The sequence below is a fragment of the Streptococcus sp. UBA4344 genome (genome assembly GCF_002393675.1).
Classification (GTDB): domain Bacteria; phylum Bacillota; class Bacilli; order Lactobacillales; family Streptococcaceae; genus Streptococcus; species Streptococcus vicugnae.
Genome location: NZ_DGTE01000032.1, coordinates 54,489 through 79,333, shown reverse-complemented (window position 1 = coordinate 79,333; position 24,845 = coordinate 54,489). Strand labels below are relative to the sequence as shown.

The following is a 24,845-nucleotide window of genomic DNA, read 5'->3' as shown; positions in this document are numbered from 1 at the left end:
CATACGAAACATGAAAGCGCTTTTAACGCAAAAGAGAGAGGTGCAGATGGAACAAGAAAGTTAATAAAAATGTCAATCTTAAAATTAAATGTTTTGTTTATTTCAGAAGGGGAATTTATATTGGGATAAACAAAAACGTAAATTAAAAAGGGAATTTGATTGAGGTAAAAAAATGAAAGTTTTTAAAAAGATTGCAATGGTTGCAGCAACAACACTTGCAGCAACACTCTTAGTTGGATGTGGACAAAAAACTAATCCAAAAGAAATTACATTTTGGAACCCGTTGACAGGTGACGACGGTGCCTACATGAACAACATTGTTAAAGAATATAACAAGACTAAACCAGAATATCCAGTTAAAGCAGTGGTAACTTCTGATATGTACACAAAAATCTACACTGCGATGAACTCTAAAAAAGGTATTCCTGATTTGACATTGATTCACGCTGACCGTGTTCCAGCTTTTGCTGATTCAGGCATGTTAAAACCAATGACTGGTATCTTGAAACAACAAAAGAATATTAAATCAGAAAACTACCTTCCACAAGCTTGGAATGCTGGACAATTCGATGGTAAACAATACACAGTTCCACTTGATATCCATGCTAATGCAATGTACTACAACAGAGATCTTCTTAAAAAATATGGTTGTGAAAACTTCCTAGATGATAATGTTGTAACTTTCGATGAAATGATGTCACTTGCAGGTAAAATGAAAAAAGGTGACTACGTTTTGAACAACTCATTGATTTCATGGGTTATCTTAGGTGAAATTGCTAACCAAGGCGGTACTATTGAAAAAGATGGTAAACCAAACTTGGATACACCTGAAATGCGTAAAACATTTGAATCACTTAAAAACTTGGCTAGTGCAGGTCTAATGACTCCAAATGGTGAAGATGGTTACTTGATGTTCCAATCAGGAAACGTTCTCTTCTCAACTGATGGTACTTGGACTTCAACAGCTCACGATGCTGTTAAAGGCTTGAACTATGGTGTAACAAACGTTTACTCATTCTCTCCTGATAAATTCACTAACCGTGCTTCTTCTCATATGTTTGCTTTGTTGAAGAGTTCTGAACGTACAAAAGGTAAAGAAAAAGGTATCGGTAAATTCTTGGAATACGTTCGTAAAAACTCTATCGAATGGGCCAAAGCTGGTCAAATCGTAGCAAGTAAAGATGTTGTTGAAAGTGATGACTTCAAGAACTACAAACAATCATTCTTCACTTCATCTCCAGAAGAAATTAACTCACTTCACATTTATGACTACAAATACTACTCATATGTAGATGAAGCAGTTAACACTTACGCAATGGATATTATTTACGGTAAGAAAGATATCGATAAAGGTCTAAAAGCTATTCAAAAATTTGCTGAAGATAAAATCGCTGAAAACGAAAAAAATCCTCAAGAATAGTTAATTGATTTTAGGTGTTTTATCAAATAAAAAGAAAGGATGAGGTGGCTGGAATACCACCTCATCTTTAGAAGGAGGGAGAAAGTTGAAAACGAAGAAAAAACTGAATTTAAAACCTCTGTTTTTCATTGGGCCACACATGTTGCTATTTTTAACTTTTATTGTTATTCCAACTGTTTACGGTATTTACGTGTCATTTACAAAGTGGAACTTAGTTGGTCAGCCTGAATGGGTTGGGTTAGCTAACTATAAAACTATTTTGTTTAATGCAAAATCAACTTTCCATTTTCAATTCTTTAATGGTATGAAAAATACACTGGTTTATGTGGTGTTAATCGTACCGTTGATGATTATCATTCCGTTGCTCGTTGCAGTAGCACTAGAACATAAGAAAGTTAAATTTAAAAATCTTTTCCAAGCTATTTTGTATGTGCCAGGATTGATTTCAATCTCAGCCGCAGCTTTGATTTGGTCTTTACTTTTCCACTCAAAACTAGGTATTGTTAATAACTTGTTTGGTTTGGATGTTTCATGGGGAGCTAAACAACCTTATGCTTGGCTTTTGATTATCTTTGTTTCTCTTTGGGGAGGAATTGGTGGTAACTTGATTATCTACCGCGCAGCGATTGCTGGTGTCTCTCAAGACTTATACGAATCTGCTGATATTGATGGTGCAACTCCTGTTCAAAAATTCTTCAATATCACACTTCCAGCTATTCGTTTCCCATTGATTTACACATTTGTAATGTCAACAGCTGGAGCGTTCAACGTATTCGCTCAACCATTGATGATGACTAAAGGTGGTCCAGAACAAGGAACTCACGTACTAATGATGTACATCAGATCACTTGCATTTGGACAAGGGGAATCTATCGCAGGTATGGCTTCTGCCATGGCGGTTATCCTTGGTGTTGTCATCTTGATTGTCTCTGCCGCACAATACTATGTCATGAATAAGAATGCGGACTGAGGAGGTAAAGATGAAAAAAATAGAAATTTCAAAATGGCTATCATACATCTTCTTAATAGCTTTAAGTATTATTTGGATTGTTCCATTATTGTTTGGCTTTATAACATCATTTCGTTCACAAACAGAAGTTGTATCTGTCGGATTTAGATTGTTGCCAGTTAACTGGATTATGGACAACTATGTTGAAATCTTAAATAATACCTCTACAGCACCAATCGTTAGATGGTTGTGGAACTCTTTGTTTATCGCTACAAGCCACACAATTCTAGTTGTTATTGTAGTTTCAGTTACAGCATACGGTTACTCACGATTGAAATTCAAATACCGTGACCAAATTTTCTTCACAGTACTTGGTATTTCAATGTTCCCAAGTGTCGTTAACTTGATTCCATCATACAAAATCATTGAAACTCTTGGTTGGGTAAACTCACCAATGGCAATGATTATCCCAGGTTTGGCTGGTGTTGGTAATATCTTCTTGGCACGACAATTCATGAAAGGTATTCCAGAGTCATTTGACGAATCAGCAAGGGTTGATGGTGCTAGTGAGTTTGTTATTTACTCTCGAATCATTGTACCGCTTATTAAACCGGTCTTGATTGTATGTGCTTTGTTCTCATTTACAGGTTCTTGGAATGATTTCTTGTGGCCAGTAATTGTTTACAATGATGTTGAAAAAATGCCAATCACAGCAGGTTTGTTGCTACTTCAAGATATTTACGGTAACTACCGTTTGATTGGTCAATTGATGGGTTCTGCATTACTTGCAATTATCCCAACAGTTTTGTTGTTCTTGTTTGCACAAAAATACTTCGTACAATCAATGAACTTAAACGCAGGTGTGAAAGGTTAGTATAATTCATGAAACGTAAATCAGAAAAAATTCTACTTATACTTGGATCAATTTGGAATGTTATTACCGCTTTGTTGACGATTTTTGGATATTCTGATTGGTTTCAAAAAGAAGGCATGTCTAGTTTCGAACATCATAAACAAGTTAGCTATGCTTCAGTTAGCTTGTTAGATAGTTTGACAAAATTTATTATGATTTTCGGCTTAGTAATCTTAGTAATGGGGATTATCACATTTCTCGTGACACGCTTTATTGATGATGAGATTCTCAATAAAAAAATCATTGCTTGGATTATCGTATGTATTATTGTTCAATTTGCTTCGTTTGATTTGATTGGAGTGTTCTTCTATTTGTCAGCTTTGATTGTTTATGCTGCACGTACAAAGGCATATTACAAAGTTAAAAATGGTGTAGAACTTTGATGAGAGAGAAGTAAAAGTAGAAGTTTTTCGATTTATGATAGATGAGATTATGTTTTTTAAGAAAAAGTTTGGAGACGATAAATATGAATAATGTTGAGGATTATCACAATCCAATTGTACTGGAGCGTGCTGACCCTTGGGTGTATAAACACACAGATGGTTATTATTACTTTACAGGTTCTGTTCCTGGTTATCAAACGATTGAGTTGCGTCGTGCAAAAACCTTAAATGGCTTGGGGGAGTCAGCTGAGGTTAAAACGATTTGGCATGCGCACGAATCTGGACCACTAAGTGAATTGGTCTGGGCGCCAGAAATTCATTATCTACGAGGTAAATGGTACATTTACTTTGCAGCGAGTGATGATGCGGTTGAACGTAGTCAATTTCATCATCATCGTATGTTTGTACTTGAAAATGAAAGCGCTAACCCTATGGAGGGTGAGTGGGTGGAAAAAGGACAAGTGAAAACACAGTACGAAAGCTTTAGCATTGATGCGACAGCTTTTGAATTGGGAGATGACTTGTATTACATTTGGGCACAACTTGATCCACGCATTCCAGGCAATTCAAACCTTTATATTTCAAAAATGGAAAATCCATGGACACTAACAGGTCCGCAAAAATTATTGACCATTCCTGAGTATGATTGGGAGAAAATAGGATTCTTGGTTAATGAAGGACCAGCAGTTTTAATCCGAAACGGTAAAGTTTTTGTGACTTATTCAGCCAGCGCAACGGATGAAAATTATGCGATGGGGCTACTTTGGGCAAATGTTGATGATGATTTGCTAGATGGTTATTCTTGGCACAAATCAGAAAGACCAGTATTTGTTTCATCTGAACGCCATCACCTTTATGGTCCAGGTCATAATTCATTCACACGTAGTGAAGATGATACGAAAGATGTTCTCATTTTCCATGCGCGTCCTGAAAAAAATAAAGCAGGTGATCCGCTTGATAATCCAAACCGACACGCCAATGCTCAAATCTTTTCTTGGGATGATAAAGGATTTCCAGTATTTGGTGAGCCTGGTCAAGTAATGTAATAGTTGATAAAAGACATGGTTTTAGGATATTAAAAAGGGTATTTGGAGGAAAAATCATGCAGACAAATGGAAATGTTCGCCAACGCTTTTCAATTCGCAAAAGTCATCTTGGTGCAAGCAGTGTACTACTGGGAGTGTCCATTGCTTTGTTATCAGGCGGTGTGACTGTCCAAGCAGAAGAAACTAATGCAGTTTCTGAGCCACCGATTTTGCTCAGCCAATCGCAGTCATTGCCTGAAGAGAATCAAACAAATCCTACAGAAGTTGATGCTAATTCACAGACTTCTGACAATGAGTCACAAGTATCTACTGACACACAAGTAGCAAATCAAGTAGATACAGAGCTTGAATCACAGTCAGAAACAGTAGTTTCTACAACTCAAGACAAAACTGTTGAGTCAGTTGAAACTCCTTCTGACGTTAATCCTACTCAAGCAGCGGATAACGAAAGCACGACTCTTGAAACAAAGACACTTGCTGATAATCAAGCACCTGCTGTTGATTTAACAGATAGCAAGGTGACTGTCACAGCAACTGCCAAAGATAAAGATTTTAAACGTGTTTCTGTTCACGACCCTTCTATTTTTTACGACGAAAAAACAGGAACTTATTACATCTTTGGTTCTCATTTGGGGCAAGCAAAATCAAAAGATTTACAAAACTGGACACCGCTTTTCAATCATGAGTATGAAAATCCATCAAGTGTTCTTGGTGATTTAAATAAAAATCTTGCTAAGCCGTTTGAATGGGCTGGATATGATGATGCGGATTGTGCTGGCGGACATTATGCAATTTGGGCGCCTGATGTGGTCTGGAATCCAGATTATAAATGGGCTGATGGTTCAACTGGTGCTTACATGTATTATTTCTGTACGTCATCAACTTGGCGACGTTCAGTCATTAGCTACGCTGTTTCAAAAACAGTTGAAGGACCATATGATTACGTTGACAGTTTGATTTATTCTGGTTTTACAAGAGAAGATTCGACAGACGGCAGCACTCGTAATACTAATTACAAAGGTACTAACATTGATGAATTGATGGCCGCTGGCGTTATTGAACCAGGATTTTCAGAAATCTGGAACCGTGATAATGGTCATACTTACAATAATGACTACGCACCAAATGCTATTGACCCAAATGTCTTTTATGATAAATCTGGCAAGCTTTATATGAGTTACGGCTCTTGGTCAGGCGGTATTTACCTTCTAGAATTGGATAAAACAACTGGTAAAGCTATTTATCCAGGAAAAGATGGTAAGACAGCTGATGGACGTCATATTGATAAATACTTTGGTACTCATTTAATTGGTGGCTATCACCAATCAGGTGAAGCACCTTATATCATTTATGATAAGAACACTGACTATTACTACATGTTTATCACTTATGGTGGTCTTGGTCGTGAAGGTGGCTACAACATGCGTTTATTCCGTTCAAAACGCGTGGATGGACTTTATGTTGATGCTAAAGGCAAACACCCAACTTACACAAGTTGGACTGCTGATCCTGTTAATGATGCCTACGGTATCAAGGTTATGGGGAACTATAACTTAGATAGTCTGCAGTCAGCTTATATGTCACCAGGACACAATTCAGCATTCATTGATAAAGATGGTAATTGGTATTTGGTTAACCATACTAGATTTAATCAAGGAACTGAATACCACGAAGTTCGTGTGCACCCAATGCGCATGACAGAAGATAATTGGCCAGTTGCTTTGCCGTTTGAATACCGTAAATCAGACTTGACATTAACAAAAGCAAGCGAAAGTCAATTCGTAGGTGATTATGAATTTGTTAATCATGGTCGTGATACTTCGGGTCAACCGTTACCAAAATCACGTCTACAATTAAATGCGAATGGTACCGTGACTGGAGCTTTGACAGGTACTTGGACAAAAACTAAAAAAGGAAATAATTACTACATTACCATCAAGACAAAAAATGTCACTTACAAAGGTGTCTTTGATGTTCAAAAAGATGAAAGTGCTAGTCATAATCCTTGCCTTGTTTTTGCCCTAGTCGGCAATAATAACGAAGTGATTTGGGGTGTTAAACCTTACAAGGTCACTCAAAAATCGGCGACAAAAACGACTCGAGCTAATCAAAAAATAGTAGTAGCAAAAGCACAAGCTGATACAACTTTTGGATTTAAACAAATTATTAATCAAACACTTTTATCAAAAACAAATACTTTAGCAGCAACTCCTCATGCTGCACGAAAAATGAGTGTTTCTGATAATGTGACAACTCCTCATGAAAAACAAAATCAAACCAACTCTCCTAAAGTTAAAACAGTTAAGAAAATCCAAAAGAGTTCAGTAGTTGCAGCATCTACTAATAAAACTAAAGAGATGAGAAAAGAAAATTCTGTAAAACCAAGCTTGTTATCAGCAGTTTGTGGTGTTGTAGCAGCTGGTGTTCTAGGAATTTTTTATGAAAAGAAAAGACGATAAAAAGGAATTGAGATGCAAGAGAATCAATTAACCTTTGGTGTTCATGATCCGACGATTATAGAGCATGATGGGCGGTATTTTCTGTATTCGACAGATACTAGACAACCTGAAACTTCAGGAGTGCCTATACGAATGTCACGAGATTTAGTTGATTGGGCATTCATCGGGCAAGCCCTACCTGGTGTTCCAAAAGAGGCTAAAGAGTGGAGTAACGCTCTTGGCCTTTGGGCACCTGAGATTATTCATTATGGCGATGAATATCGCATGTATTATTCAACGTCAACATTTGGCAGTACGAAATCTTATATTGGCTTAGCCACTGCAAAAACACCCATTGGTCCATTTAAAGACCAAGGTTTGGTTGTTAAGACAAGTTCTGAACTTTGTCATCATAATGCTATTGATGCAAATGTTGTGACAGACAAAGAAGGCAGTCAGTGGTTGTTGTATGGGTCATTCTTTGGTGGCTTGTACATTTTGCCTTTGGATAAAAAAACAGGTAAACCTAGTGAAACAGGTTTTGGCAGACGCGTAGCCATGCGTCCGCAAAGTGTCGATACAGCCATTGAAGGTGGATTTATTTATTACAATCCAGATACGGATTATTATTATCTATTTTGTTCTTATGATTCTTTGAATGATACTTATAATATTCGAGTTGCGCGTTCACGTCACATCGACGGTCCTTATATTGATTGCAAAGGTTATGCGATGGATGATTTTACACATCATCCTGATGAAATTGGTATGAAAGTGCTAGGCAGTTATCAGTTTTCTGGTGAAAAGGTGGTACTTGCTCCGGGGCACAATTCGATTTTTAAACGTTCAGATAATCAATTATTCATGGTGCACCATGCTAGACGAAAAGCATTTTCGGATGAATTTTTCCTAAATGTTAGAAAATTAACCTGGTTATCAAATGGCTGGCCAGTGGTGTCGCCTTGTTTGTATGAAGAAGATTGTGAACAGAAAAGTTTGGAACTTGCTGGTGATTGGAAGGTCATCCGTTTTGATAAATACAGTCATTTACAAGAAAGTACTACTGAAACGATTAAAAAGAATGACTATCAAAAAACAGATGACAATGAGTTCAAGTGGCAAGGAAATCTCGTAAAAACTTGGTTAGAAATGGTTGATGGAAATACTGAACAAGTCCTTTCGGGGATGACAACTGAAGGTTATGGCATTATAGCAAGAAAGATTTAAAGTTTTGGGACCTAATTTATTAGGTGTCTTAGAAAAGAGAAAATTATGCAGAAAGCTTCTTTACGAGTTGTCAAAGATATGACAATTTCAAAAGTTGATAAAAGGCTCTTTGGTTCATTTATTGAACACATGGGAAGAGCTGTTTATGGAGGAATCTACCAACCTGATCACATCTCTAGTGACGAAGATGGCTTCCGTAACGACGTTAAAGAGTTAGTTAAAGAACTTGGTGTGACTTTGGTGCGTTATCCTGGTGGAAATTTCTTATCAGGTTATAACTGGGAAGATGGTGTAGGTCCCAAAGACAAACGTCCTGTTCGAACAGATTTAGCGTGGCGTGCAATTGAAACCAACCAAGTCGGTATTCACGAATTTGCAAAATGGGCAAAAGAAGTCGGTGTTGAGGTCAATATGGCAGTCAATATGGGAACTAGAGGCATCGACGAAGCCCGCCATTTAGTTGAATATTGTAACTTTGAAGGTGGAACTTATTGGAGTGACAAACGTATCGAGAACGGTCAAAAAGAACCGTTTGGTTTCAAAACATGGTGCATCGGAAATGAAATGGATGGTCCATGGCAAATTGGTCACAAAACAGCTGAAGAATATGGTCGTGCAGCAGCAGAAACAGCTAAAGCAATGAAATTGGTTGATGATTCTATCGAACTTGTTGCTTGTGGTAGCTCTACCAGCCATATGCCAACTTTTGGTGATTGGGAATTGACTGTTCTAGACCATACTTATGATTACGTTGATTACCTTTCACTTCATCAATATTATGGCAATCCAGCTAACAACCTTGAAGAATATCTTGCCTCATCACTTGATATGGATGACTTTATCAAAGGTGTGGTTGCTATCTGTGATGCGGTTAAGGCTAAAAAACACAGCAAGAAACAGATGAATCTTTCATTTGATGAATGGAATATCTGGTACCACTCAAACGAAAATGATAAACAAATCAAACCTTGGTTAATCGCACCACCACAACTAGAAGATCATTATAATTTTGAAGATGTTTTGGTACTTGGAACACTTTTAATCACATTGTTGAAGCACGCTGATCGTATCAAGATTGCTTGCCTAGCACAACTTGTTAATGTTATTGCTCCAATCTTCACTGAAGAAAATGACAATGAAAGCCCAGCATGGCGTCAAACAATTTTCTATCCATTTATGCAAGCTGCACAACATGGTAAAGGTACTGTTATGACACCGCTTGTTTCATGTGATGGTTACAAGACTGAAAACTATGACAAAGTACCATATCTTGAAACTATTTCAGTTTTGAATGAAGATGAAACAGAATTGACAATTTTTGCAGTCAACCGTTCACGTGAAGAAATGGATTTGTCTGTGGATAGTTTAGGGCTCGCTTTTGGAGACGTGCTTGAATTTACTCACATGTCAGGTCACGATATTAAAGCAGTCAACAGCCTAACTTCTGATGACATTAAACCAGTTGCTTCTGATAAATACGCTGTTAACGGTGACCAACTTAAGGTTACTCTTGATGGTTTATCTTGGAATATGATTCGAGTTGCAGTGAAATAAGAAAAGGTAAGGAGAAAAAAGTGAAATTCTTTTTAGACACAGCAGATGTGGCAGCAATCAAAGCTGTAAATGAATTAGGTATTGTGGATGGTGTGACAACAAATCCGACAATCATTTCACGTGAGGGACGTGATTTCGAAACAGTCATCAAAGAAATTTGTCAGATTGTCGATGGTCCTGTTTCAGCAGAAGTCACTGGCACAACAGCCGAAGAAATGATTGCTCAAGCACATGACATTGCGAAATGGGCTGATAACATTGTTGTCAAAATCCCAATGACTATGGAAGGTTTGAAAGCTGTTAATGTCCTTTCTAAAGAACATATTAAAACAAACGTGACGCTGATTTTTACAGTGTCTCAAGGGCTCATGGCAATCAAAGCTGGTGCGACATTTATTAGCCCATTTGTTGGACGTCTTGAAGATATTGGAACAGATGCTTATGAATTGATTTCAGATTTGCGAGACATTATTGATTTTTATGATTTTGATACGGAAATCATCGCAGCAAGTATTCGTAATCGAGCTCAAGTTGAAGGTGTTGCAAAATGCGGTGCACACATTGCGACTATCCCAGCACCATTGTTTGACAAAATGGCACAACACCCACTAACTGACAATGGCTTGAAACAATTCATGGCAGATTGGAAAGCATTCCAAGGTAAATAAACTTAGTGTGATAAGGAGAAAAAATGAAAATTACCTTAACAAAAGAAAAAGGACCTAAAATTTCAAAATACATTTATGGGCATTTTGCTGAACACCTAGGACGTTGTATTTATGAAGGGATTTATGTCGGTGAAGATTCATCAATTCCAAATGTCAACGGTATGCGTACGGATGTCGTCGAAGCTCTAAAAAATATTAAAATCCCAGTTCTTCGTTGGCCTGGTGGTTGCTTTGCGGATGAATATCACTGGAAAGATGGTATTGGTCCAAAAGAAAACCGTAAAAAAATCGTTAACACTAACTGGGGTGGTGTAACTGAAAATAACCACTTCGGTACACACGAATATTTTGAATTGCTTCGCCAACTCGGCTGTGAAGCTTACATCAATGGTAACGTCGGTAGTGGTACAGTCCAAGAAATGCAAGAATGGATTGAGTACATGACTATGGACGGCGAATCTCCAATGGCAAACCTTCGTCGTGAAAATGGTCATGATGACCCATGGAAAGTAAAATTCTTCGGTGTTGGTAATGAAAGCTGGGGCTGTGGTGGTAACATGCGTCCAGATTACTACGCAGATGTTTACCGTCGCTATCAAACATTTGTCCGCCAATATGGTAAAGACAAAATTTATAAAATTGCTTGTGGTCCAAATATTGATGACTACAACTGGATGGACCGTGTCATGTCAATTGCTGCACCATTTATGGACGGTATTAGTTTGCACCACTATGCACTTACTGGTGCTTGGGAAGACAAAGGACCAGCACTTGGTTTTGAAGAATCACAATGGTGGTCACTTCTTAAAAGTGCTAAGAAAATGGATGAACTCATCACAAAACACAGCACTATCATGGATAAATACGACCCTGAAAAACGTGTTGGTTTGATTGTTGATGAATGGGGTTCATGGCTTGCTGTCGAACCAGGTACAAACCCAGGATTCCTTTACCAACAAAATACAATTCGTGATGCCATGGTTGCTGCTTTGACATTGAATATCTTCCACAAACACGCTGACCGTGTTCATATGGCAAATATTGCGCAAACTGTTAACGTCTTGCAAGCAATGATTTTGACTGAAGGCGATAAAATGGTGAAAACACCAAGTTATCATGTCTTTGATTTGTACAAAGTTCACCAAGATGCTGATGTAGTGGCATCATATGGTGATGAATCTGACACACTTTCTTACACCGTTTCTAAGAAAGATGGCATGATTTCAATTTCACTTTGCAACTATTCATTGACTGATACACAAACACTTGATGTGGCTGGTGAATTTGGTGATACTATCGCAGAAGCACGTTACATTACAGCTGATAAAATGGATGAACACAATAATTTTGAACATCCAGAAAACATTACTATCAAAGACTTTGATGGTGCAAAATTGGTTGATGGTCAATTATCAATCACAATCCCACCAATGTCTGTAGCAACTATTCGTATTCCAGAATAAGGAGCGATATGGTAGCACGAAAGGAGAGTTATCTAAGTAGCTTTGTCCTTTTAAGAGGTGTTACATGCAGGATTTAACGCAAGGAAAACCGATTAAGGTTATTATTCTATTTACGATTCCATTAATTGTAGGGAGCTTTTTTCAACTGGCTTATAACTTTGCTGATGCTATGATTGTTGGCCACACACTAGGTCAAACAGCATTTGCAAGTATTGGAGCGACAGGAAGCTTGACTTTCTTAATTATCGGATTTGCTCAAGGGCTGACAGGTGGTTTTTCCATCATTGTCGCCCAGCGCTTTGGCGCTAAAGATTATGTCGGTCTGAAACGTAGTTACGTTCACGGCTTGTTTTATACGATAGTCGTTAGTTTGATTTTGAGTATCTTTTCATTACTCTTTTTAAGACAGTTACTGGAATTGATGCAAACGCCAGATAGCCTAATAAAATATTGTGAGCGCTTTCTAATATCTATCTTTGGTGGTGCAGTATTTACAGTACTATTTAACTATCTATCAAATGTATTACGAGCAGTCGGGAATTCAACGACGCCTCTGATTGCCCTAGTCTTAGCTTGTCTGATGAATATTGGTCTTGATTTTCTCTATATTTTAGCTTTGCATATGGGAGTTTTTGGTGCAGGGGTTGCAACAGTAGAAGCACAACTTTTTTCAGTAATTTTTTTACTTATTTACATTAAAAGAAAAGTTCCGTACTTCCATCTGAAAAGAAGCGACTACAGATTGAACTCTGCTGATTTGAAACTTCATGCGAGGTTAGGATTTCCAATGGCATTTCAAAACAGTATTATTGCCCTTGGTTCGCTAACACTCCAAATTGTTTTAAATAATTTGGGAACAGTTGCAATTGCTGCTCAAAGCATTACTGCAAAAACAGACCAATTAGCTATGCTTCCAATGATGAATCTCGCGCAAGCCATGTCAACCTTTACAGCGCAAAACTACGGAGCCCACAAATTTAAACGCCTAATAGAAGGACTTCGCCACACGCTGTACATTGTTGTTATTTGGGCAATCGCCTTCGCCCTACTTCTGGTGACATTTGACCGTTTCTTCTCCGGACTTTTTATCAATCATCCTTCTGAAAATGTCTATCATTTAGCAAAAATTGCTTATATGATTAACGGTTTGTGTTACTGGATTTTGGCTATTCTTTTTATCGTACGAAGTTTCATTCAAGGATTAGGACGCAGTTTTGCACCGACACTTGCAGGGGGTATGGAATTAATCATGCGTGTTGTGGTTTCAATTGTTGGACTCGCAACTGTCGGTTATGCTGGTGTGGTTTGTGCCAATCCAGCAGCTTGGTGTGGCAGTGTTGTTATTTTAATACCTTCAGCTATTATTTACAAAAAACGTTTAATTGATGTTGTAGATAAAAATAAGACTAGTTGTTAAAGCGTGGGTGGGTTGAGATATTTTGGGGTATCTTACTAATAAATTTTAGATGATAAAGGAATAATTTTGAAAGGAGTGGTTTATCAAAACAGTTATTAAAAATGTTTTTTGATGGGTGTAGACATTATGTTTTCTTTAATTTTTAACGCAAAAACTTAGAACTCCTTTTAACACCCATTGTATTAATCTGCATTGTGTTTAGAAAAAGTATCTTTTCTATTGGTTAATGGCAATTGAGACTCACCTAGTAGTTTAATAACAAAATGACATATACCTTATACCTAAAAACTTAGAATTGCAATATTGTCTAACATAATCTCCTTTAGACAAGAATTATCAATTGCTATTAACGGTATGAAATGATTAACGGTTCTAAACATTAATAACAAGGGAGGACTGATAAGGGTTCTCTCTTTTTTAGTAAAGGGGTTTTAGTAAAACCTCAGTAAAATAACCAGGTAAACGTTTACATTTTATTTTTCAAAGAGTAAAATAAAGACAAGACCTAAGAAAGAGGGAGAAAAATGAAAGTAGTACAAGAAGTTGTTGCTAATATTGATGGGAAAGATATTGAAAAATACACGATTATCAATGATAATGATGTCCAAGTTGGTTTACTAACCTTGGGGGCAACTTGGCAAGAATTTTTGGTTCCAGATGGGAAAGGTGGACATAAAAATATTATCATTGGTTTTGATAATCCAGCCGAGTATGGTAAAAATACTTTGTGTGCGGGACAATCCATTGGACGTGTTGCAGGTCGTATTGGAGCTGGAAAATGTAGCATTGATGGAGAAAATATTCGATTGCCACAAAATGAAAATGGCAATACGCTTCATGGTGGCCCTCAAGGTTTTCATAAGCAACTTTGGAAAGCCAGCGTTGAAACTAAGTGTAATCAGGCAAGTGTAGAGATGGCTTATAATGCCAAAGAAAGCATTGATGGATTTCCGGGAGATATGCTTGTTAAAGTGCGCTTTACCCTAGATAATAACAATCGCTTTACGATTATCTACACTGGTAAAAACGGTGGTCAAGCGACTCTCTTTAACCCAACAAATCATGTTTACTTCAATCTTGGTGAAAGACAGGATTTGAGCCGTCATACCTTTACACTAGCAGCTAACCACTATTTGGAAACACACGATAACCTTATTCCAACGGGTAATCTTATTGATGTGACTGATACAGCTTACGATTTTAGAAATGGTCAAAACTTAGGAGATGCTATTAATGCGACAGGTGGTTTTGATGATGCCTTTCTTGTGGCTCCATCACTTGACAAAGCTTGCGGCGAATTAAAGGATGAAGAAAGTGGTGATGCTGTTCGACTTTATTCAGACCGTAACGCCTGGGTAGCCTACAGTATGGTTGGTATTCCTGATGGGATTTACCCAGCGCGTGATAAAGGAAAAATGGCAAAAGAATTTGAAGCGATAGCACTCGAAGCCCAATTCTTACCAGATGCTATTAACCATAAGGGATTTGGGGATGTTGTCTTACATGCTAATGAAGAAAAAAGTTATGTCATTGCTTTTGAGTATCATAACGGAGATTAAAAATAGCACCCTTTTTGGGGTGCTGTTTTTGTTAAAGGTCAATCTTATTCAAAAAATCTTGGCGATCTTGTGCTGTGCTTTTATCGATATTTCCCATGTTTTGCCAAGTGATATGGTTAATGCCAAGTTGTTTCAAGGTAGCATTGATAAAGACTTTCTTAATAGCGTTACCACAGAAAAGTTTTAGATACCAAGTTGGTGATGTAGACGTGGTAAGAATAGTAGCTTTTTCAATATGTGTCAGGTGGCCAACGACTCCGGTTTTTCCGACTTCGTAGGCGAATTTCTTTTTCATGACTTTATCGATAAAACCTTTTATCATTGCTGGTGTATCATTCCACCAAATCGGAAAGATAAAAATGACATGATTCGCATTGGTGAGGAATTTTTGATATTGAACGACAAGGGGATCGGTGGTTCCCCCATCTTTGAATAACGCCAATTCTTCGGTCGTGTAGGCTGGGTTAAAATAATCTTTGTATAAGTCAATAAGGGTAAACTTTTGTTATTTTTGCATCAAATTCCCTTCGACATTTTCTAAAATAGCATGGTTGAAACTTTTGTCATAAGGATGTGAGTAAATAATGAGAGTGTCCATTGCTTAACCTCCATGAACAATTTTTCACCTACATTCTAGCATAAAGTAATTAAAAAAGAGAATAAAAGCTGTTTTTGTCAGTCTGACAAGTTATTTATTGGTGAAGTATGATTTGATTAGGAGAAATTATGATAAAATAAATTCATCCGAAACATTATTGTTTACATCTCCATTGGCACTGGGGACAGTGCCGTTTTTTGATGGTATAAGATGGTAGGATTGTTTTGGATGAGTGATACTATAATACATTTTTTGTTGGTTCTCTTTTTTGTGTTGTTTTGACTGACATGGTCAGAATTTACACTGTGACAATCTTTATATTAAAAGCTAATGTTGTTGAGAGAAGGAAATATGATACAATAGTATTAATCCTTTAAAACTTTTCTTTTTTTTCAATAACTATAAAAGCACGCTGTTTTTGGCGTGCTTTTTGATTGTGAGAATTTATTTGAGAAAAGAAAAAACCTTGCTGTTGCAAGGTTTCAGGGATGTGGGAAAATCCTCCCTATAGAAATTTGAAGTTAATTAAAGAAAATATCTAAAGTCTTATAAATGTTGTCATATCAAGGAGCTTATCGTTTTTTGTTTGTTATAAAAAATCAGACTAAATTAGATTTTATTGACCAAAAATTGACCAAATTTTGGTATTTTAAGTGTGAATATAGAATACAATTTATTAAAAAAATAATAGATTTTATTGTGTATTTATTGTATATTATATTTGAAAAAAGTATAAAATAGTAGTACAATATAAGTACAAATAGAGTACGGAGGTTTTAGTTATGTCAATGGTAACAGTACGTGTAGATGACAAACTAAAAAAAGAAGCTTCAAAGATATATAAAGATTTAGGGCTTGATATGGCAACAGCAGTTAGAATGTTTTTGATTCAAAGTGTGAGAACACGCAGTTTGCCTTTTGATGTCGTTTTAGATAAGCCAGCTATTTCTGATGAGGAGTTTCTCAAAATGATAGAAGAAAAAATACCATCTAAAAAGGTAGATTTTGATAATCCTGTTGATGTTCAAGAATTTTTCGGTGATGAGGATTTTTCAGAATATGAGGAGGTATTTAATGACTGATTTAAATATCTATTCTATAGTAGTTGCTAGAATAGAGTATGCTGATGGAACAGGTTCAAAAGTTCGTCCTGCTTTAGTGGTAAGTGTTGGAGATGAAGTTGTAAAAACTTTTAGAATAACAAGTCAGTATCAGTTTAAGTCAGACGTTATAAAAGCTAAATATTTTGAAATTATTGATTGGTATAAGGCGGGTCTTAGAAAGCCATCATGGATTGATACTGTAAGATTTTATGAGATTGATAGTGATAAGGTAAAAATAAAAATTATTGGTCACTTATCAGAACGTGATATTGATAGATTAAAAGTTTTTCTATCAGATAGGGATATATATTAAGCGAGGTGCTTTTATGAAAAAGAAGTTGTTAGCAACGTTGTTAGCGGTTATGTCGGTATTCTTGCTTGTTGCGTGTTCATCAAAAGATGATTTAAGTGGGGAATATTATTGGATTAATGAATATAGAAATGAATTAATGGTTACTATATCAGATAATGCTAGTGGTACAATTGATGTTGATGGTGTTACATATTCAATTACTAATGTTGATACAGATAAAAAACAGATAACAGTTAATGCTGGTTCGGATTACGTAGTACCTTATACATATGAAGATGGCATTTTAACATTAACTGAAGATTCATTGTATGGTTCTTCTTATGAAGCCTCATATTATAAAAAAGATTCAGAAGCTTGTAAGAAAGCTTTGAAGAAAAATGGTTATAAAGAGGTTGGAACATATGAATAAAAGACGACTAAAAATTTTAGTCGCCTTTTTTTGTTGATTCAATTTTAATATTTATTGCTGTTATAATGGACTTTCTTTAAAAAGTCTGATAAAACGGACATTCAAAGAAGTTTTAAGGTATGAATTAATTTTGCTTTTTGTTTTGCTTCTATATCCGTTAATTTATCTGTATTCCAAGCATACCAAAGTGTCTTACCTTTATCATAGTAAGACCAAATTTTGATATTATTTTGTTTCAAGAGTTTTTCTTGTATATCTTTATTGTTTAATTGGGTACAGTCTAATTGAGTAATAAAACCATTTTTTTGAATTAAGTTTATTGCTTGCAAGTATGAATCAATTTTTACGGATTGATAACTGTTAATGATAGTTGGTTTGTAGTCGTTAAAGATAGCAATGAGATTAGAACTATTATTTTTGAATCGATAATCTTTAGTGTATTTTTCAGCAATATTACGTGGAAGTTTCGTTTGATATTGTAAAAAATTAATTAATCTATATTTGAAAGCTTCTTGTGAGATTTGAAGTTCTTGACAGATAGTAGGAAAACTTTTATTTTGATTAACAATTTTATGGAATAAAACAATGTCAGGGATAAGGACAAAAGATGAAAAGAAGTCAGCTTCAATTTCATCTTTCTTATTGCTATTGTTTATTTCTGTAAATGTAGTTCCTTCATGTTCTAAAACAAGATGACCGATTTCGTGGCATTTAGTGAAATTTTGACGAGTTGGAATAGAATTTTTATCATAAGATATAGAGATTCCATACTCATCGATCATAGTAATTCCCAATATTAAACTATCTAATGTGTAGTGTTCTAGTATTTTAATTTTATACTTCTTTACAATAAAGTCAAAATAGGTTTGAAAAATATAATCATTTGCTGAAATTTGATTCATTTTCATGAAATGGTAAATTTCAGTATGTGCTTTTTTTGAAATTTGTTGATAAATTTTTTGGTAGTCCATTTTCATAAATCATCTTCAAATGCCTTTCGACGTTTCTTAATAAACTCATTAAGGTCTTTTTTTAGTTGTTCTTCTTGTTCAGGTGTTAAGTTTAAATCTTTAACTGTAGTCCTAAAAAGAACATTAGCAGTTGATTCTATAGAATTATTTTCGTTTCTTTCTTTTATGTCTGTTTTTCCTAATAAATAGTCGGTTGATACGTTAAAGAAATCAGCAAATTTTTCTAGTGTCTCTCCATTAGGTTTACGACCACCGTTTTCAGTTCTTGCATATTGTGGTTGTGACATTTGCAATTTTTTTGCAACTTCTTTTTGTGTTAAACCTGCTTCTTTGCGCAGGGCTTTTAAGCGTTCAGGGAACATAAATTTAGCCTTTCAAAAAAATATAAAAAAGTTTGAGAAAAGGGGTTGACAAAATATCCAGCTGGGTATATACTATGATTATAGCCAGTAGGTTATTGGTTTTCTATTAAATTCTGTTGTTCAGAGAGATAAAGGTGCTTTTAAAAAAAAGTAAAATGAAAAAGTATCTCGTGAACGAAAGATGTTTAGGTATAGAAAACTTAATTGAATAAAAAATACGTCAGATTCTCACTGACAATCAGTTAAATCCAACGTACAATAAAAAATTCGACACCTTTATTGTATGCATTTTAATTGATTTTGTCAAGACTTTTGCGAATCGGTATGATGTTTAGTTTACTACATAATGTCATATTGTTTTGTGGAAAATTGATAAGTCTGACAATGTATTAAGGTTTGGGCGGAGCGAAAGCTCAAGGTAGGAAAGATTCAGAAATGGGTTGGAACTGCTTTTGGTTTCCTTGATGTGTACAAAAACCACGAACTGTTTCATGTCAAAAGCATGAAGAGACCCGCGAGGGTGGACGGTATGTTCTTTCTTTTAAAAAAGAAAGGGCTATGGGATAAGGTGTTTTAATAGTGCCTTTTTAGCACTAGCAAGGGGAGTATTTTGAGTAATACGGAACTTGGTGACTTATCCCAAAAGAAAACGCAATGTAGTGTTGCTGTTTACTTTAGTAAATGGCATTTGGCGAAGATATGAGCCCATGATTGCTTTAACCATTGTGTTTTCTTTGATTTTAAGTAGGTGTTTTCACTGTACTTAAAATCAGTATTGAAGTTAAAGTTGTTTTTAGTGTACTTTTTTCCAATTTTAAAAGTAGTATCAGTTAATGTTAAGTTTGTCATATTAGTTGAAGTTGGTTTAATAAGTACTTAAAATATTAAAGTGGCTTAGCAATAAGTCACTTTTTTGTTTTGAAAAGCCTACTAAGAATCTTAGTAGGTTTCTTAAAGCATATTAGTTTGTGTTTTGAATTTTGCAATAGGTGAGGTGATGTTTATTTGAAAGAAGATGTAAATAATAAGTTAGTATATGATACTGATAAGCTTGATTACTATCTTAAGCATAAAATATTAGATGCTTTTTTAGAGTTACTTTATGAGCATAATAGTGGTATTTATAGTTTAGCTGATAAACCAATGAATCTTGATTTGTTTATTATAAGTTTAATTCCTGATGATGTAGTAGAACAGTATGAAAGAATTAGAGGAAGCTATGAATCAGAATTAAAACAATTGATTAAAAGAGTAGAAGAATTACCTGCTAATCCACTTACAGTTGATGAAGATAATATTCAAGGAAATAGTGTCAATCCTCATGTTTTTGTAACGGGTAAAGTTGGTGAGGGGAAAGGCTTTAGGAACGTATGAAAACAGTAAAGTCTAATGTTGTATGTTATAATAGTACTAGAAAGAGAGGTATGTAGTTATGGTTTATACAATAGAACAGATACAAGAAAAGATTAATCCATTAGCAGAGAAGTATAACCTATCTGCTGTCTATCTTTTTGGTTCATATGCAAGAGGTGAAGCTGATGAGAATAGTGATATTGATTTAGTTATTGTTTCAAAAGGTTCAGGAGCTTTAGGTTTTGCATTTTATAAACTTTATGATGAATTAGAGGCTGTTTTTGATGATGTAGAAGTTGATTTAATGACTATGGAAGGACTTTCAACAAATTCTACATATATTGGTAAAGAAGTTTATAAGAATTTTGAAAAGGATAAGGTATTATTATATGAGAAGAGAGCAGTTGGAACTGGATTATTCTTATCTTAGGCAGATGTTAAGCTTTGCAGAAGAAATTGAAAATACTTTAGATAAAGTAAAACATTATGGTATTGATTTATATGATGAAATGGTTGTTGCTTCGTTAGCAATGCATATTGGGCAAATTGGTGAGCAATTAGATTCTCGTAAGTTATCTAGTGAGCTTCAAGAAAGATATGCTGATTTATTGCCTTGGTCTGAGATAAAAAGATTTAGGGATAAAGCATATCATCACTATGGTGGAACAGATTCATATGAGATTGTTCAAATTGCTTTAAAAGATATTCCAGTTTTGATTGAAAATTTACAAATCATTATTAGGAATGTTGAACGAGAGTTGGATAAAGATTATTAGTTATATGTAGGTCATGAAGAAAATTCATGGCTTTTTCTTTTGCAAAAAAATAAGGAGAATTAAGTAGAGGTGATTTGAAGTGATATTTTTATTTGGTTTAGCAACGTTTGCAACGTGGGCGATTGTTTATGGTGGAGATACACGTCATAAATAACAATGAAAGAGGTAAGTTTTATGGTTAATACAAAAAATGATTATTATAAAAAAGAATATGAAAGAATTGTCAATCGGTTTATTTGGAACATATCAATTTATGGTTCAATGTCTGATTGTTATGACGCTTGTTATCAAGAAGCGGTTGATGAAATTGAAAAACTTTATCAAAAAGCATATGGTAGTGAAGATATAACATCAGGTTTACGCAGTTGGGCTTTAAATACTATCAAACGCTATTATTTAATGAATAAAAAGAAAGTTAGTGAGTGGGTGAGTTAAAATTCGTTGTGTGAAAGTAATTAAGAAATGGCGTTTTGATGATATGTGTGAGCCGATTTGTTCGTTCTGGGGGATAGAAATTATTAATAAAAAAACGGGTGAAGTTTTTCGTCCAACTTATCCATTTTCTGATAATAAAAGTTCAGTAGCAATTCAAGAATTTGTTGAATTGTATGAGAAAGAGTTGCTAGATTTTTATATAAATGGTTGGAATTATTCTTTTGGAACGTTTGTTTATGAAGATAGAGAAAATGATACGAAAGATAAGTTTCGTGATTCTTGGTTTAAAAAAGGGGTGGTGTTTTATTGAATGGTTTTAAGAAAATAGTAAATCGAAAGAAATTTATTTTGGTTTCGTTAATTGCTTTAGGTTTATTAGTTCCGTTAAAGATTGGTTATGATTATTATTCAAGTGATTATCATAGCGATTTAACGGCTAAAGTATATAATGATACAGTTAATGAAGATGTCAACATTGTTTTTTATAAAAAGGGTTGTCCTTACTGTGAAGCTGGAATGAGTAAGATTAAGAGTGAAGCTAAACAAAGTGATGTGACAACGTTTTATGTTGAAGTTAATTCAACGGACGGACAAGCGTTAACAAGTCGTTTTGATGTGGTCAAAGCACCGACTATCGTTACGATTCGTAATGGAGCAATTACTTTAGATTATTATGCTTATGATAAAAATGGTGAGATTACTGTTAATGATAAGTATATCGAGGAGGTGTTTGCGGATTAGTTGAAAGGAGAAAGTAAGTGTTAAATAGTGTGTTTGAACAATGGTTAGTTAAGCATAAGTTGCTATATCAATTAAGAAATAAAGCACAGTCTAATTCGATTCGTGTTTATTTCTTGAAAAAGTCAGGTGAGGTTGTTTTTGTAAAAACTTATAAACGATATGATGAAGCTTATATTGTAAAAGTTTCTTCTTTAGATTATGCAACATTACGCCGTTATATTGCTGATGGTAGCTTTATTATTTTCAAAGGTAAGTCAACAACTTCACTTGTTGATTTTTTATTAAAGTCAAAAGGTCGAAAGTGGCTACATATTGAACGTCAGATTTTAGATTAAATTGAAAGCGAGATGATGTAGTGAAGTTTGCAAGAGCACCAGCTAGTTATTTAGTGTTGTTGAGTTAAAGATAGTTTTTGCTATCTTTTTTTGTTTTATAAAAAAAGTTAAATAGGAGTTTTAAATTAATGAAAAATAATAATGTTGTAGGTCATGGATTTTTCCGTAAATCAAAAGCATACGGTCTAGTATGTGGTATTGCATTAGGATTAGCTTTTCTAGGTGGTAAAGTTAACGCAGATGAGGTTGTTGTGCCTGACGGAACAGATGTTCCAGTAGTTGCTGAAGCTAGTCAAACGATTGTTGAGCCAGCAAGTGATGAGCTAAATACAGCGATTAGCGACGCAGAAAATGCAGGCGTCACAGTTTCGCAAACCACGTCAGAAACAGTTGTTAATCAGGAAGAAGCGCAAGCCGATTATGCCACACAAGCAGAAAGCTTGGAAGCAGTCACAGCGCAACAAGAACAGATTAATACTGAAAATGCGCAAATTACAGCTGATAATCAAGCCCTAAACGAAGCTTACGAAAGTGCTAAAGCACAGGCAGAAAGCACGAATCAAGCTGTTTCAGAAGCTCAATCAACTTATGGGGCAACAGTAACTGAAACAACAGTTGATTATGGTGATGGCACGTTAACTACTGATTATCAAGCAGGTCAAGCTCAAGCGGAAAGTATTGCTGAAGCTAATGAGCAAGCTGTTAGTGATTACTTAACTGAAAAAGCAGCCGTTGATGCTTATAATGCGCAAGTGAAAGCTCGTGAAGATGCTTTAAAGAGTAATAACATTGCTTCAGATGAAGCCAATTATCTTTATGTCACAGGTGAGTTTGATACTAATGCGACAGGTCTTGCTTACTATCAAAACATTAAAGTAGTGACACTTGACCCTAACGCTAAAACAGCTCAAAGTCTTGGCTGGCAAGATAACACAACGATTTCTAATGTGAATGGCGTAACAGTTACAAGTCATGATACTGCAAATGACCCAGCGATTTATGGCACGACGTCAGATTTTCTTTATAAAGTTACAGAAGCGACTGTTGGCGATACCTTTAAATTAAATAATATTGGTAAAGCAACTGATGGTACTAATATTAATGCGATTGTGACGATTACTAAAGCTAGTGCTTTAACTGATAAAGAAGATTCATGGTTTGTTATCGGGAAAACTGCTGACAATGGTATCGCTGTCGATTATTGGAACTACGATAACTTGGGATTATCTTTCCAATTTGTAGGTGATAGTGGTAATGCTGTTAAATTGGTGGTTGCTTCTGTGGTTGGTGATGTGGATAATGACCAAACGTCTAAAATTGAGTTTGAGGGCAATACGCTTAATTATGTTAATCCAGATGGTTCAGGTTTGATTGCCAATGCCGATAACTCTTTAACAGGTCTTGGTTTTGCCGTAGATGGCTACCAACAAGCACCACAGGGGACATATCTTATGGTTGGGTCTTCAACAACGGTTAACTACACTCATACGTCAGATGATAATGTTGTTGATGGTAATGGTAATATTGTCAATTATATTGAATTTGATTTGTTTGGCACTACCTCAATGGTTGAAACAGAAGAATTCAAATATCTTCCAGACCCAACCTTGACATTGACAAGTGTTAGCCTACCAAGCTCACCAGTGGGAACACCACTCAAAGATAATCTAACAGCGACTTATCACCTAAACGAATATGATGTGGCTCTAACGACGGTTAAAGATGTCTTAAATGACCAAGGTATTTCAATTGATGGTGGCGAGCTTCAAATCGGTGAAACAGGTCACTACACGTTAGAGGGTGCTAAAGTTCTCGCCAATGGCAAAGATACACTTGTTAAATATGACTTTGAAGATTACCTTGACGTCAAGCACGATCAGTATCAAGGTTACAGTATCTATGCGTTTGTACCAATTACGCTCAAAGATGGAACAGTTATTCAATCTGGTGAAGATTTGAAAGCTTATGCACAAGCTGTTTACGACGACGTCACAGGTCACTTCTATGTGTCATTAAATTCAGACTTTTTAGCTCAAGTCGCTAAAGACTCTGACTTCCAAGCTAAGATTGATATTGAATTCGTTCGTATCGCAGCAGGTGATGTTTATAATGATTTCACGAACCATCTTGCTTTTGAAGATGAAGATGGTAATGTGACAGAAGTTCCTGTACCATCAAATGAAGTGGTTACCCATACGGTAGAACCACCAGTTGAAGAAGTGCCAGAAGAACCACAAGCACCAACTGATGTGCAAACGCCAGAAGTGGCAGAAGATGTGCCAGTTGTTAGTCAATCAGTTTTACCTGAAACAGGAGATAATGTTGCTTTAAGCTTAGCTACAGTTCTATTTGGTATCTTGATGACAATGGTTGGATTCTTAGGTATTCGCAAACGTAAAGAAGATTAATGAT

Annotated in this window: 25 protein-coding genes and 1 pseudogene; 23 read left to right on the top strand and 3 right to left on the bottom strand. The window is 35.5% G+C overall.

Annotation, left to right across the window (positions count from 1 at the left end; all coding sequences use genetic code 11):
* Window positions 1–172 precede the first annotated feature (172 nt).
* The 12 genes from B4D49_RS06220 to B4D49_RS06165 all read left to right on the top strand — a co-directional run bounded on the left by B4D49_RS06220 (window position 173) and on the right by B4D49_RS06165 (window position 15,037).
* A complete protein-coding gene (locus tag B4D49_RS06220) occupies window positions 173–1,420 on the top strand; it encodes an extracellular solute-binding protein (RefSeq protein ID WP_286783554.1) in 1,248 nt (415 codons plus the stop codon).
* Between the two features lie 139 nt (window positions 1,421–1,559).
* Complete coding sequence (locus B4D49_RS06215; protein WP_052068166.1) at window positions 1,560–2,390, top strand: carbohydrate ABC transporter permease; 831 nt, start codon at window positions 1,560–1,562, stop codon at window positions 2,388–2,390.
* Between the two features lie 10 nt (window positions 2,391–2,400).
* Entirely contained in the window at window positions 2,401–3,243 is an 843-nt protein-coding gene (locus B4D49_RS06210; RefSeq protein WP_021141511.1) for a carbohydrate ABC transporter permease, read from the top strand.
* Window positions 3,244–3,251: 8 nt separating this feature from the next.
* Window positions 3,252–3,665, top strand: a complete 414-nt coding sequence (locus B4D49_RS06205; protein WP_074567023.1) for a DUF4064 domain-containing protein — start codon at window positions 3,252–3,254, stop codon at window positions 3,663–3,665.
* Window positions 3,666–3,748: 83 nt separating this feature from the next.
* Window positions 3,749–4,711, top strand: a complete 963-nt coding sequence (locus B4D49_RS06200; protein ID WP_274656190.1) for a glycoside hydrolase family 43 protein — start codon at window positions 3,749–3,751, stop codon at window positions 4,709–4,711.
* Window positions 4,712–4,767: 56 nt separating this feature from the next.
* A complete protein-coding gene (locus B4D49_RS06195) occupies window positions 4,768–7,170 on the top strand; it encodes a glycoside hydrolase family 43 protein (RefSeq protein ID WP_286783553.1) in 2,403 nt (800 codons plus the stop codon).
* 12 nt (window positions 7,171–7,182) lie between these two features.
* A complete protein-coding gene (locus tag B4D49_RS06190) occupies window positions 7,183–8,376 on the top strand; it encodes an arabinan endo-1,5-alpha-L-arabinosidase (RefSeq protein WP_286783552.1) in 1,194 nt (397 codons plus the stop codon).
* A gap of 45 nt (window positions 8,377–8,421) precedes the next feature.
* Window positions 8,422–9,930 (top strand): alpha-N-arabinofuranosidase, encoded by a 1,509-nt coding sequence (locus tag B4D49_RS06185; RefSeq protein WP_074480423.1) that lies wholly within the window; start codon window positions 8,422–8,424, stop codon window positions 9,928–9,930.
* A 20-nt stretch (window positions 9,931–9,950) separates the two neighbouring features.
* Window positions 9,951–10,598, top strand: coding sequence for a fructose-6-phosphate aldolase (gene fsa / locus B4D49_RS06180; RefSeq protein ID WP_021141518.1), 648 nt, complete (start codon window positions 9,951–9,953; stop codon window positions 10,596–10,598).
* Window positions 10,599–10,621: 23 nt separating this feature from the next.
* Entirely contained in the window at window positions 10,622–12,061 is a 1,440-nt protein-coding gene (locus tag B4D49_RS06175; RefSeq protein ID WP_286783551.1) for an alpha-N-arabinofuranosidase, read from the top strand.
* A 64-nt stretch (window positions 12,062–12,125) separates the two neighbouring features.
* Complete coding sequence (locus B4D49_RS06170; RefSeq protein ID WP_286783550.1) at window positions 12,126–13,478, top strand: MATE family efflux transporter; 1,353 nt, start codon at window positions 12,126–12,128, stop codon at window positions 13,476–13,478.
* A gap of 524 nt (window positions 13,479–14,002) precedes the next feature.
* Window positions 14,003–15,037 carry an aldose epimerase family protein gene (locus B4D49_RS06165; RefSeq protein WP_286783549.1) on the top strand — a complete coding sequence of 345 codons (1,035 nt, stop codon included), beginning with the start codon at window positions 14,003–14,005 and terminating at the stop codon, window positions 15,035–15,037.
* Window positions 15,038–15,068: 31 nt separating this feature from the next.
* Here the strand turns inward: B4D49_RS06165 and B4D49_RS06160 are convergent.
* Window positions 15,069–15,635 (bottom strand): annotated as a pseudogene (locus tag B4D49_RS06160) (NAD(P)H-dependent oxidoreductase).
* A gap of 782 nt (window positions 15,636–16,417) precedes the next feature.
* Between B4D49_RS06160 and B4D49_RS06155 the strand changes: the two are divergent.
* The 3 genes from B4D49_RS06155 to B4D49_RS06145 are packed head-to-tail and all read left to right on the top strand — an operon-like array spanning window position 16,418 to window position 17,460.
* Window positions 16,418–16,717, top strand: coding sequence for a type II toxin-antitoxin system RelB/DinJ family antitoxin (locus B4D49_RS06155; protein WP_286783548.1), 300 nt, complete (start codon window positions 16,418–16,420; stop codon window positions 16,715–16,717).
* On the top strand, window positions 16,710–17,051 hold the full coding sequence (locus B4D49_RS06150) for a type II toxin-antitoxin system PemK/MazF family toxin (protein WP_074596746.1): 342 nt from the start codon (window positions 16,710–16,712) through the stop codon (window positions 17,049–17,051). Before B4D49_RS06155 ends, B4D49_RS06150 begins: the two co-directional genes overlap by 8 nt.
* A gap of 13 nt (window positions 17,052–17,064) precedes the next feature.
* Window positions 17,065–17,460 carry a hypothetical protein gene (locus B4D49_RS06145; protein WP_286783547.1) on the top strand — a complete coding sequence of 132 codons (396 nt, stop codon included), beginning with the start codon at window positions 17,065–17,067 and terminating at the stop codon, window positions 17,458–17,460.
* Window positions 17,461–17,561: 101 nt separating this feature from the next.
* Here the strand turns inward: B4D49_RS06145 and B4D49_RS06140 are convergent, their stop codons facing one another.
* Both B4D49_RS06140 and B4D49_RS06135 read right to left on the bottom strand, forming a co-directional pair.
* A complete protein-coding gene (locus B4D49_RS06140; protein ID WP_286783546.1) occupies window positions 17,562–18,437 on the bottom strand; it encodes an ImmA/IrrE family metallo-endopeptidase in 876 nt (291 codons plus the stop codon).
* Window positions 18,434–18,793, bottom strand: coding sequence for a helix-turn-helix domain-containing protein (locus tag B4D49_RS06135; protein WP_286783545.1), 360 nt, complete (start codon window positions 18,791–18,793; stop codon window positions 18,434–18,436). Before B4D49_RS06135 ends, B4D49_RS06140 begins: the two co-directional genes overlap by 4 nt.
* Before the next feature lie 1,005 nt (window positions 18,794–19,798).
* Here B4D49_RS06135 and B4D49_RS06130 point away from each other — a divergent pair.
* The 8 genes from B4D49_RS06130 (at window position 19,799) to B4D49_RS06095 (ending at window position 24,841) form a co-directional block, all read left to right on the top strand.
* Window positions 19,799–20,167 carry a hypothetical protein gene (locus B4D49_RS06130; protein ID WP_286783544.1) on the top strand — a complete coding sequence of 123 codons (369 nt, stop codon included), beginning with the start codon at window positions 19,799–19,801 and terminating at the stop codon, window positions 20,165–20,167.
* 58 nt (window positions 20,168–20,225) lie between these two features.
* Window positions 20,226–20,576 carry a nucleotidyltransferase family protein gene (locus B4D49_RS06125; RefSeq protein WP_099390936.1) on the top strand — a complete coding sequence of 117 codons (351 nt, stop codon included), beginning with the start codon at window positions 20,226–20,228 and terminating at the stop codon, window positions 20,574–20,576.
* A gap of 4 nt (window positions 20,577–20,580) precedes the next feature.
* Window positions 20,581–20,922, top strand: a complete 342-nt coding sequence (locus B4D49_RS06120; RefSeq protein WP_286783543.1) for a DUF86 domain-containing protein — start codon at window positions 20,581–20,583, stop codon at window positions 20,920–20,922.
* Between the two features lie 174 nt (window positions 20,923–21,096).
* The gene (locus B4D49_RS06115; RefSeq protein WP_286783542.1) at window positions 21,097–21,357 is read left to right on the top strand and encodes a hypothetical protein; all 261 of its coding nucleotides are present in this window, start codon (window positions 21,097–21,099) and stop codon (window positions 21,355–21,357) included.
* Between the two features lie 10 nt (window positions 21,358–21,367).
* Window positions 21,368–21,667 (top strand): hypothetical protein, encoded by a 300-nt coding sequence (locus tag B4D49_RS06110; protein WP_286783541.1) that lies wholly within the window; start codon window positions 21,368–21,370, stop codon window positions 21,665–21,667.
* A 38-nt stretch (window positions 21,668–21,705) separates the two neighbouring features.
* A complete protein-coding gene (locus tag B4D49_RS06105; RefSeq protein WP_286783540.1) occupies window positions 21,706–22,098 on the top strand; it encodes a thioredoxin domain-containing protein in 393 nt (130 codons plus the stop codon).
* 17 nt (window positions 22,099–22,115) lie between these two features.
* Window positions 22,116–22,433 carry a hypothetical protein gene (locus tag B4D49_RS06100; protein WP_286783539.1) on the top strand — a complete coding sequence of 106 codons (318 nt, stop codon included), beginning with the start codon at window positions 22,116–22,118 and terminating at the stop codon, window positions 22,431–22,433.
* A gap of 128 nt (window positions 22,434–22,561) precedes the next feature.
* Window positions 22,562–24,841: a putative cross-wall-targeting lipoprotein signal domain-containing proteiin gene (locus B4D49_RS06095; protein WP_286783538.1), complete on the top strand. Its 2,280-nt coding sequence runs from the start codon at window positions 22,562–22,564 to the stop codon at window positions 24,839–24,841.
* Window positions 24,842–24,845: the final 4 nt, after the last annotated feature.

Coding starts and splice junctions, on each gene's coding strand:
- B4D49_RS06220 (WP_286783554.1), top strand. CDS start 173: ATGAAAGTTTTTAAAAAGATTGCAATGGTTGCAGCAACAACACTTGCA.
- B4D49_RS06215 (WP_052068166.1), top strand. CDS start 1,560: ATGTTGCTATTTTTAACTTTTATTGTTATTCCAACTGTTTACGGTATT.
- B4D49_RS06210 (WP_021141511.1), top strand. CDS start 2,401: ATGAAAAAAATAGAAATTTCAAAATGGCTATCATACATCTTCTTAATA.
- B4D49_RS06205 (WP_074567023.1), top strand. CDS start 3,252: ATGAAACGTAAATCAGAAAAAATTCTACTTATACTTGGATCAATTTGG.
- B4D49_RS06200 (WP_274656190.1), top strand. CDS start 3,749: ATGAATAATGTTGAGGATTATCACAATCCAATTGTACTGGAGCGTGCT.
- B4D49_RS06195 (WP_286783553.1), top strand. CDS start 4,768: ATGCAGACAAATGGAAATGTTCGCCAACGCTTTTCAATTCGCAAAAGT.
- B4D49_RS06190 (WP_286783552.1), top strand. CDS start 7,183: ATGCAAGAGAATCAATTAACCTTTGGTGTTCATGATCCGACGATTATA.
- B4D49_RS06185 (WP_074480423.1), top strand. CDS start 8,422: ATGCAGAAAGCTTCTTTACGAGTTGTCAAAGATATGACAATTTCAAAA.
- B4D49_RS06175 (WP_286783551.1), top strand. CDS start 10,622: ATGAAAATTACCTTAACAAAAGAAAAAGGACCTAAAATTTCAAAATAC.
- B4D49_RS06170 (WP_286783550.1), top strand. CDS start 12,126: ATGCAGGATTTAACGCAAGGAAAACCGATTAAGGTTATTATTCTATTT.
- B4D49_RS06165 (WP_286783549.1), top strand. CDS start 14,003: ATGAAAGTAGTACAAGAAGTTGTTGCTAATATTGATGGGAAAGATATT.
- B4D49_RS06155 (WP_286783548.1), top strand. CDS start 16,418: ATGTCAATGGTAACAGTACGTGTAGATGACAAACTAAAAAAAGAAGCT.
- B4D49_RS06150 (WP_074596746.1), top strand. CDS start 16,710: ATGACTGATTTAAATATCTATTCTATAGTAGTTGCTAGAATAGAGTAT.
- B4D49_RS06145 (WP_286783547.1), top strand. CDS start 17,065: ATGAAAAAGAAGTTGTTAGCAACGTTGTTAGCGGTTATGTCGGTATTC.
- B4D49_RS06140 (WP_286783546.1), bottom strand. CDS start 18,437: ATGAAAATGGACTACCAAAAAATTTATCAACAAATTTCAAAAAAAGCA.
- B4D49_RS06135 (WP_286783545.1), bottom strand. CDS start 18,793: ATGTTCCCTGAACGCTTAAAAGCCCTGCGCAAAGAAGCAGGTTTAACA.
- B4D49_RS06125 (WP_099390936.1), top strand. CDS start 20,226: ATGGTTTATACAATAGAACAGATACAAGAAAAGATTAATCCATTAGCA.
- B4D49_RS06120 (WP_286783543.1), top strand. CDS start 20,581: ATGTTAAGCTTTGCAGAAGAAATTGAAAATACTTTAGATAAAGTAAAA.
- B4D49_RS06115 (WP_286783542.1), top strand. CDS start 21,097: ATGGTTAATACAAAAAATGATTATTATAAAAAAGAATATGAAAGAATT.
- B4D49_RS06095 (WP_286783538.1), top strand. CDS start 22,562: ATGAAAAATAATAATGTTGTAGGTCATGGATTTTTCCGTAAATCAAAA.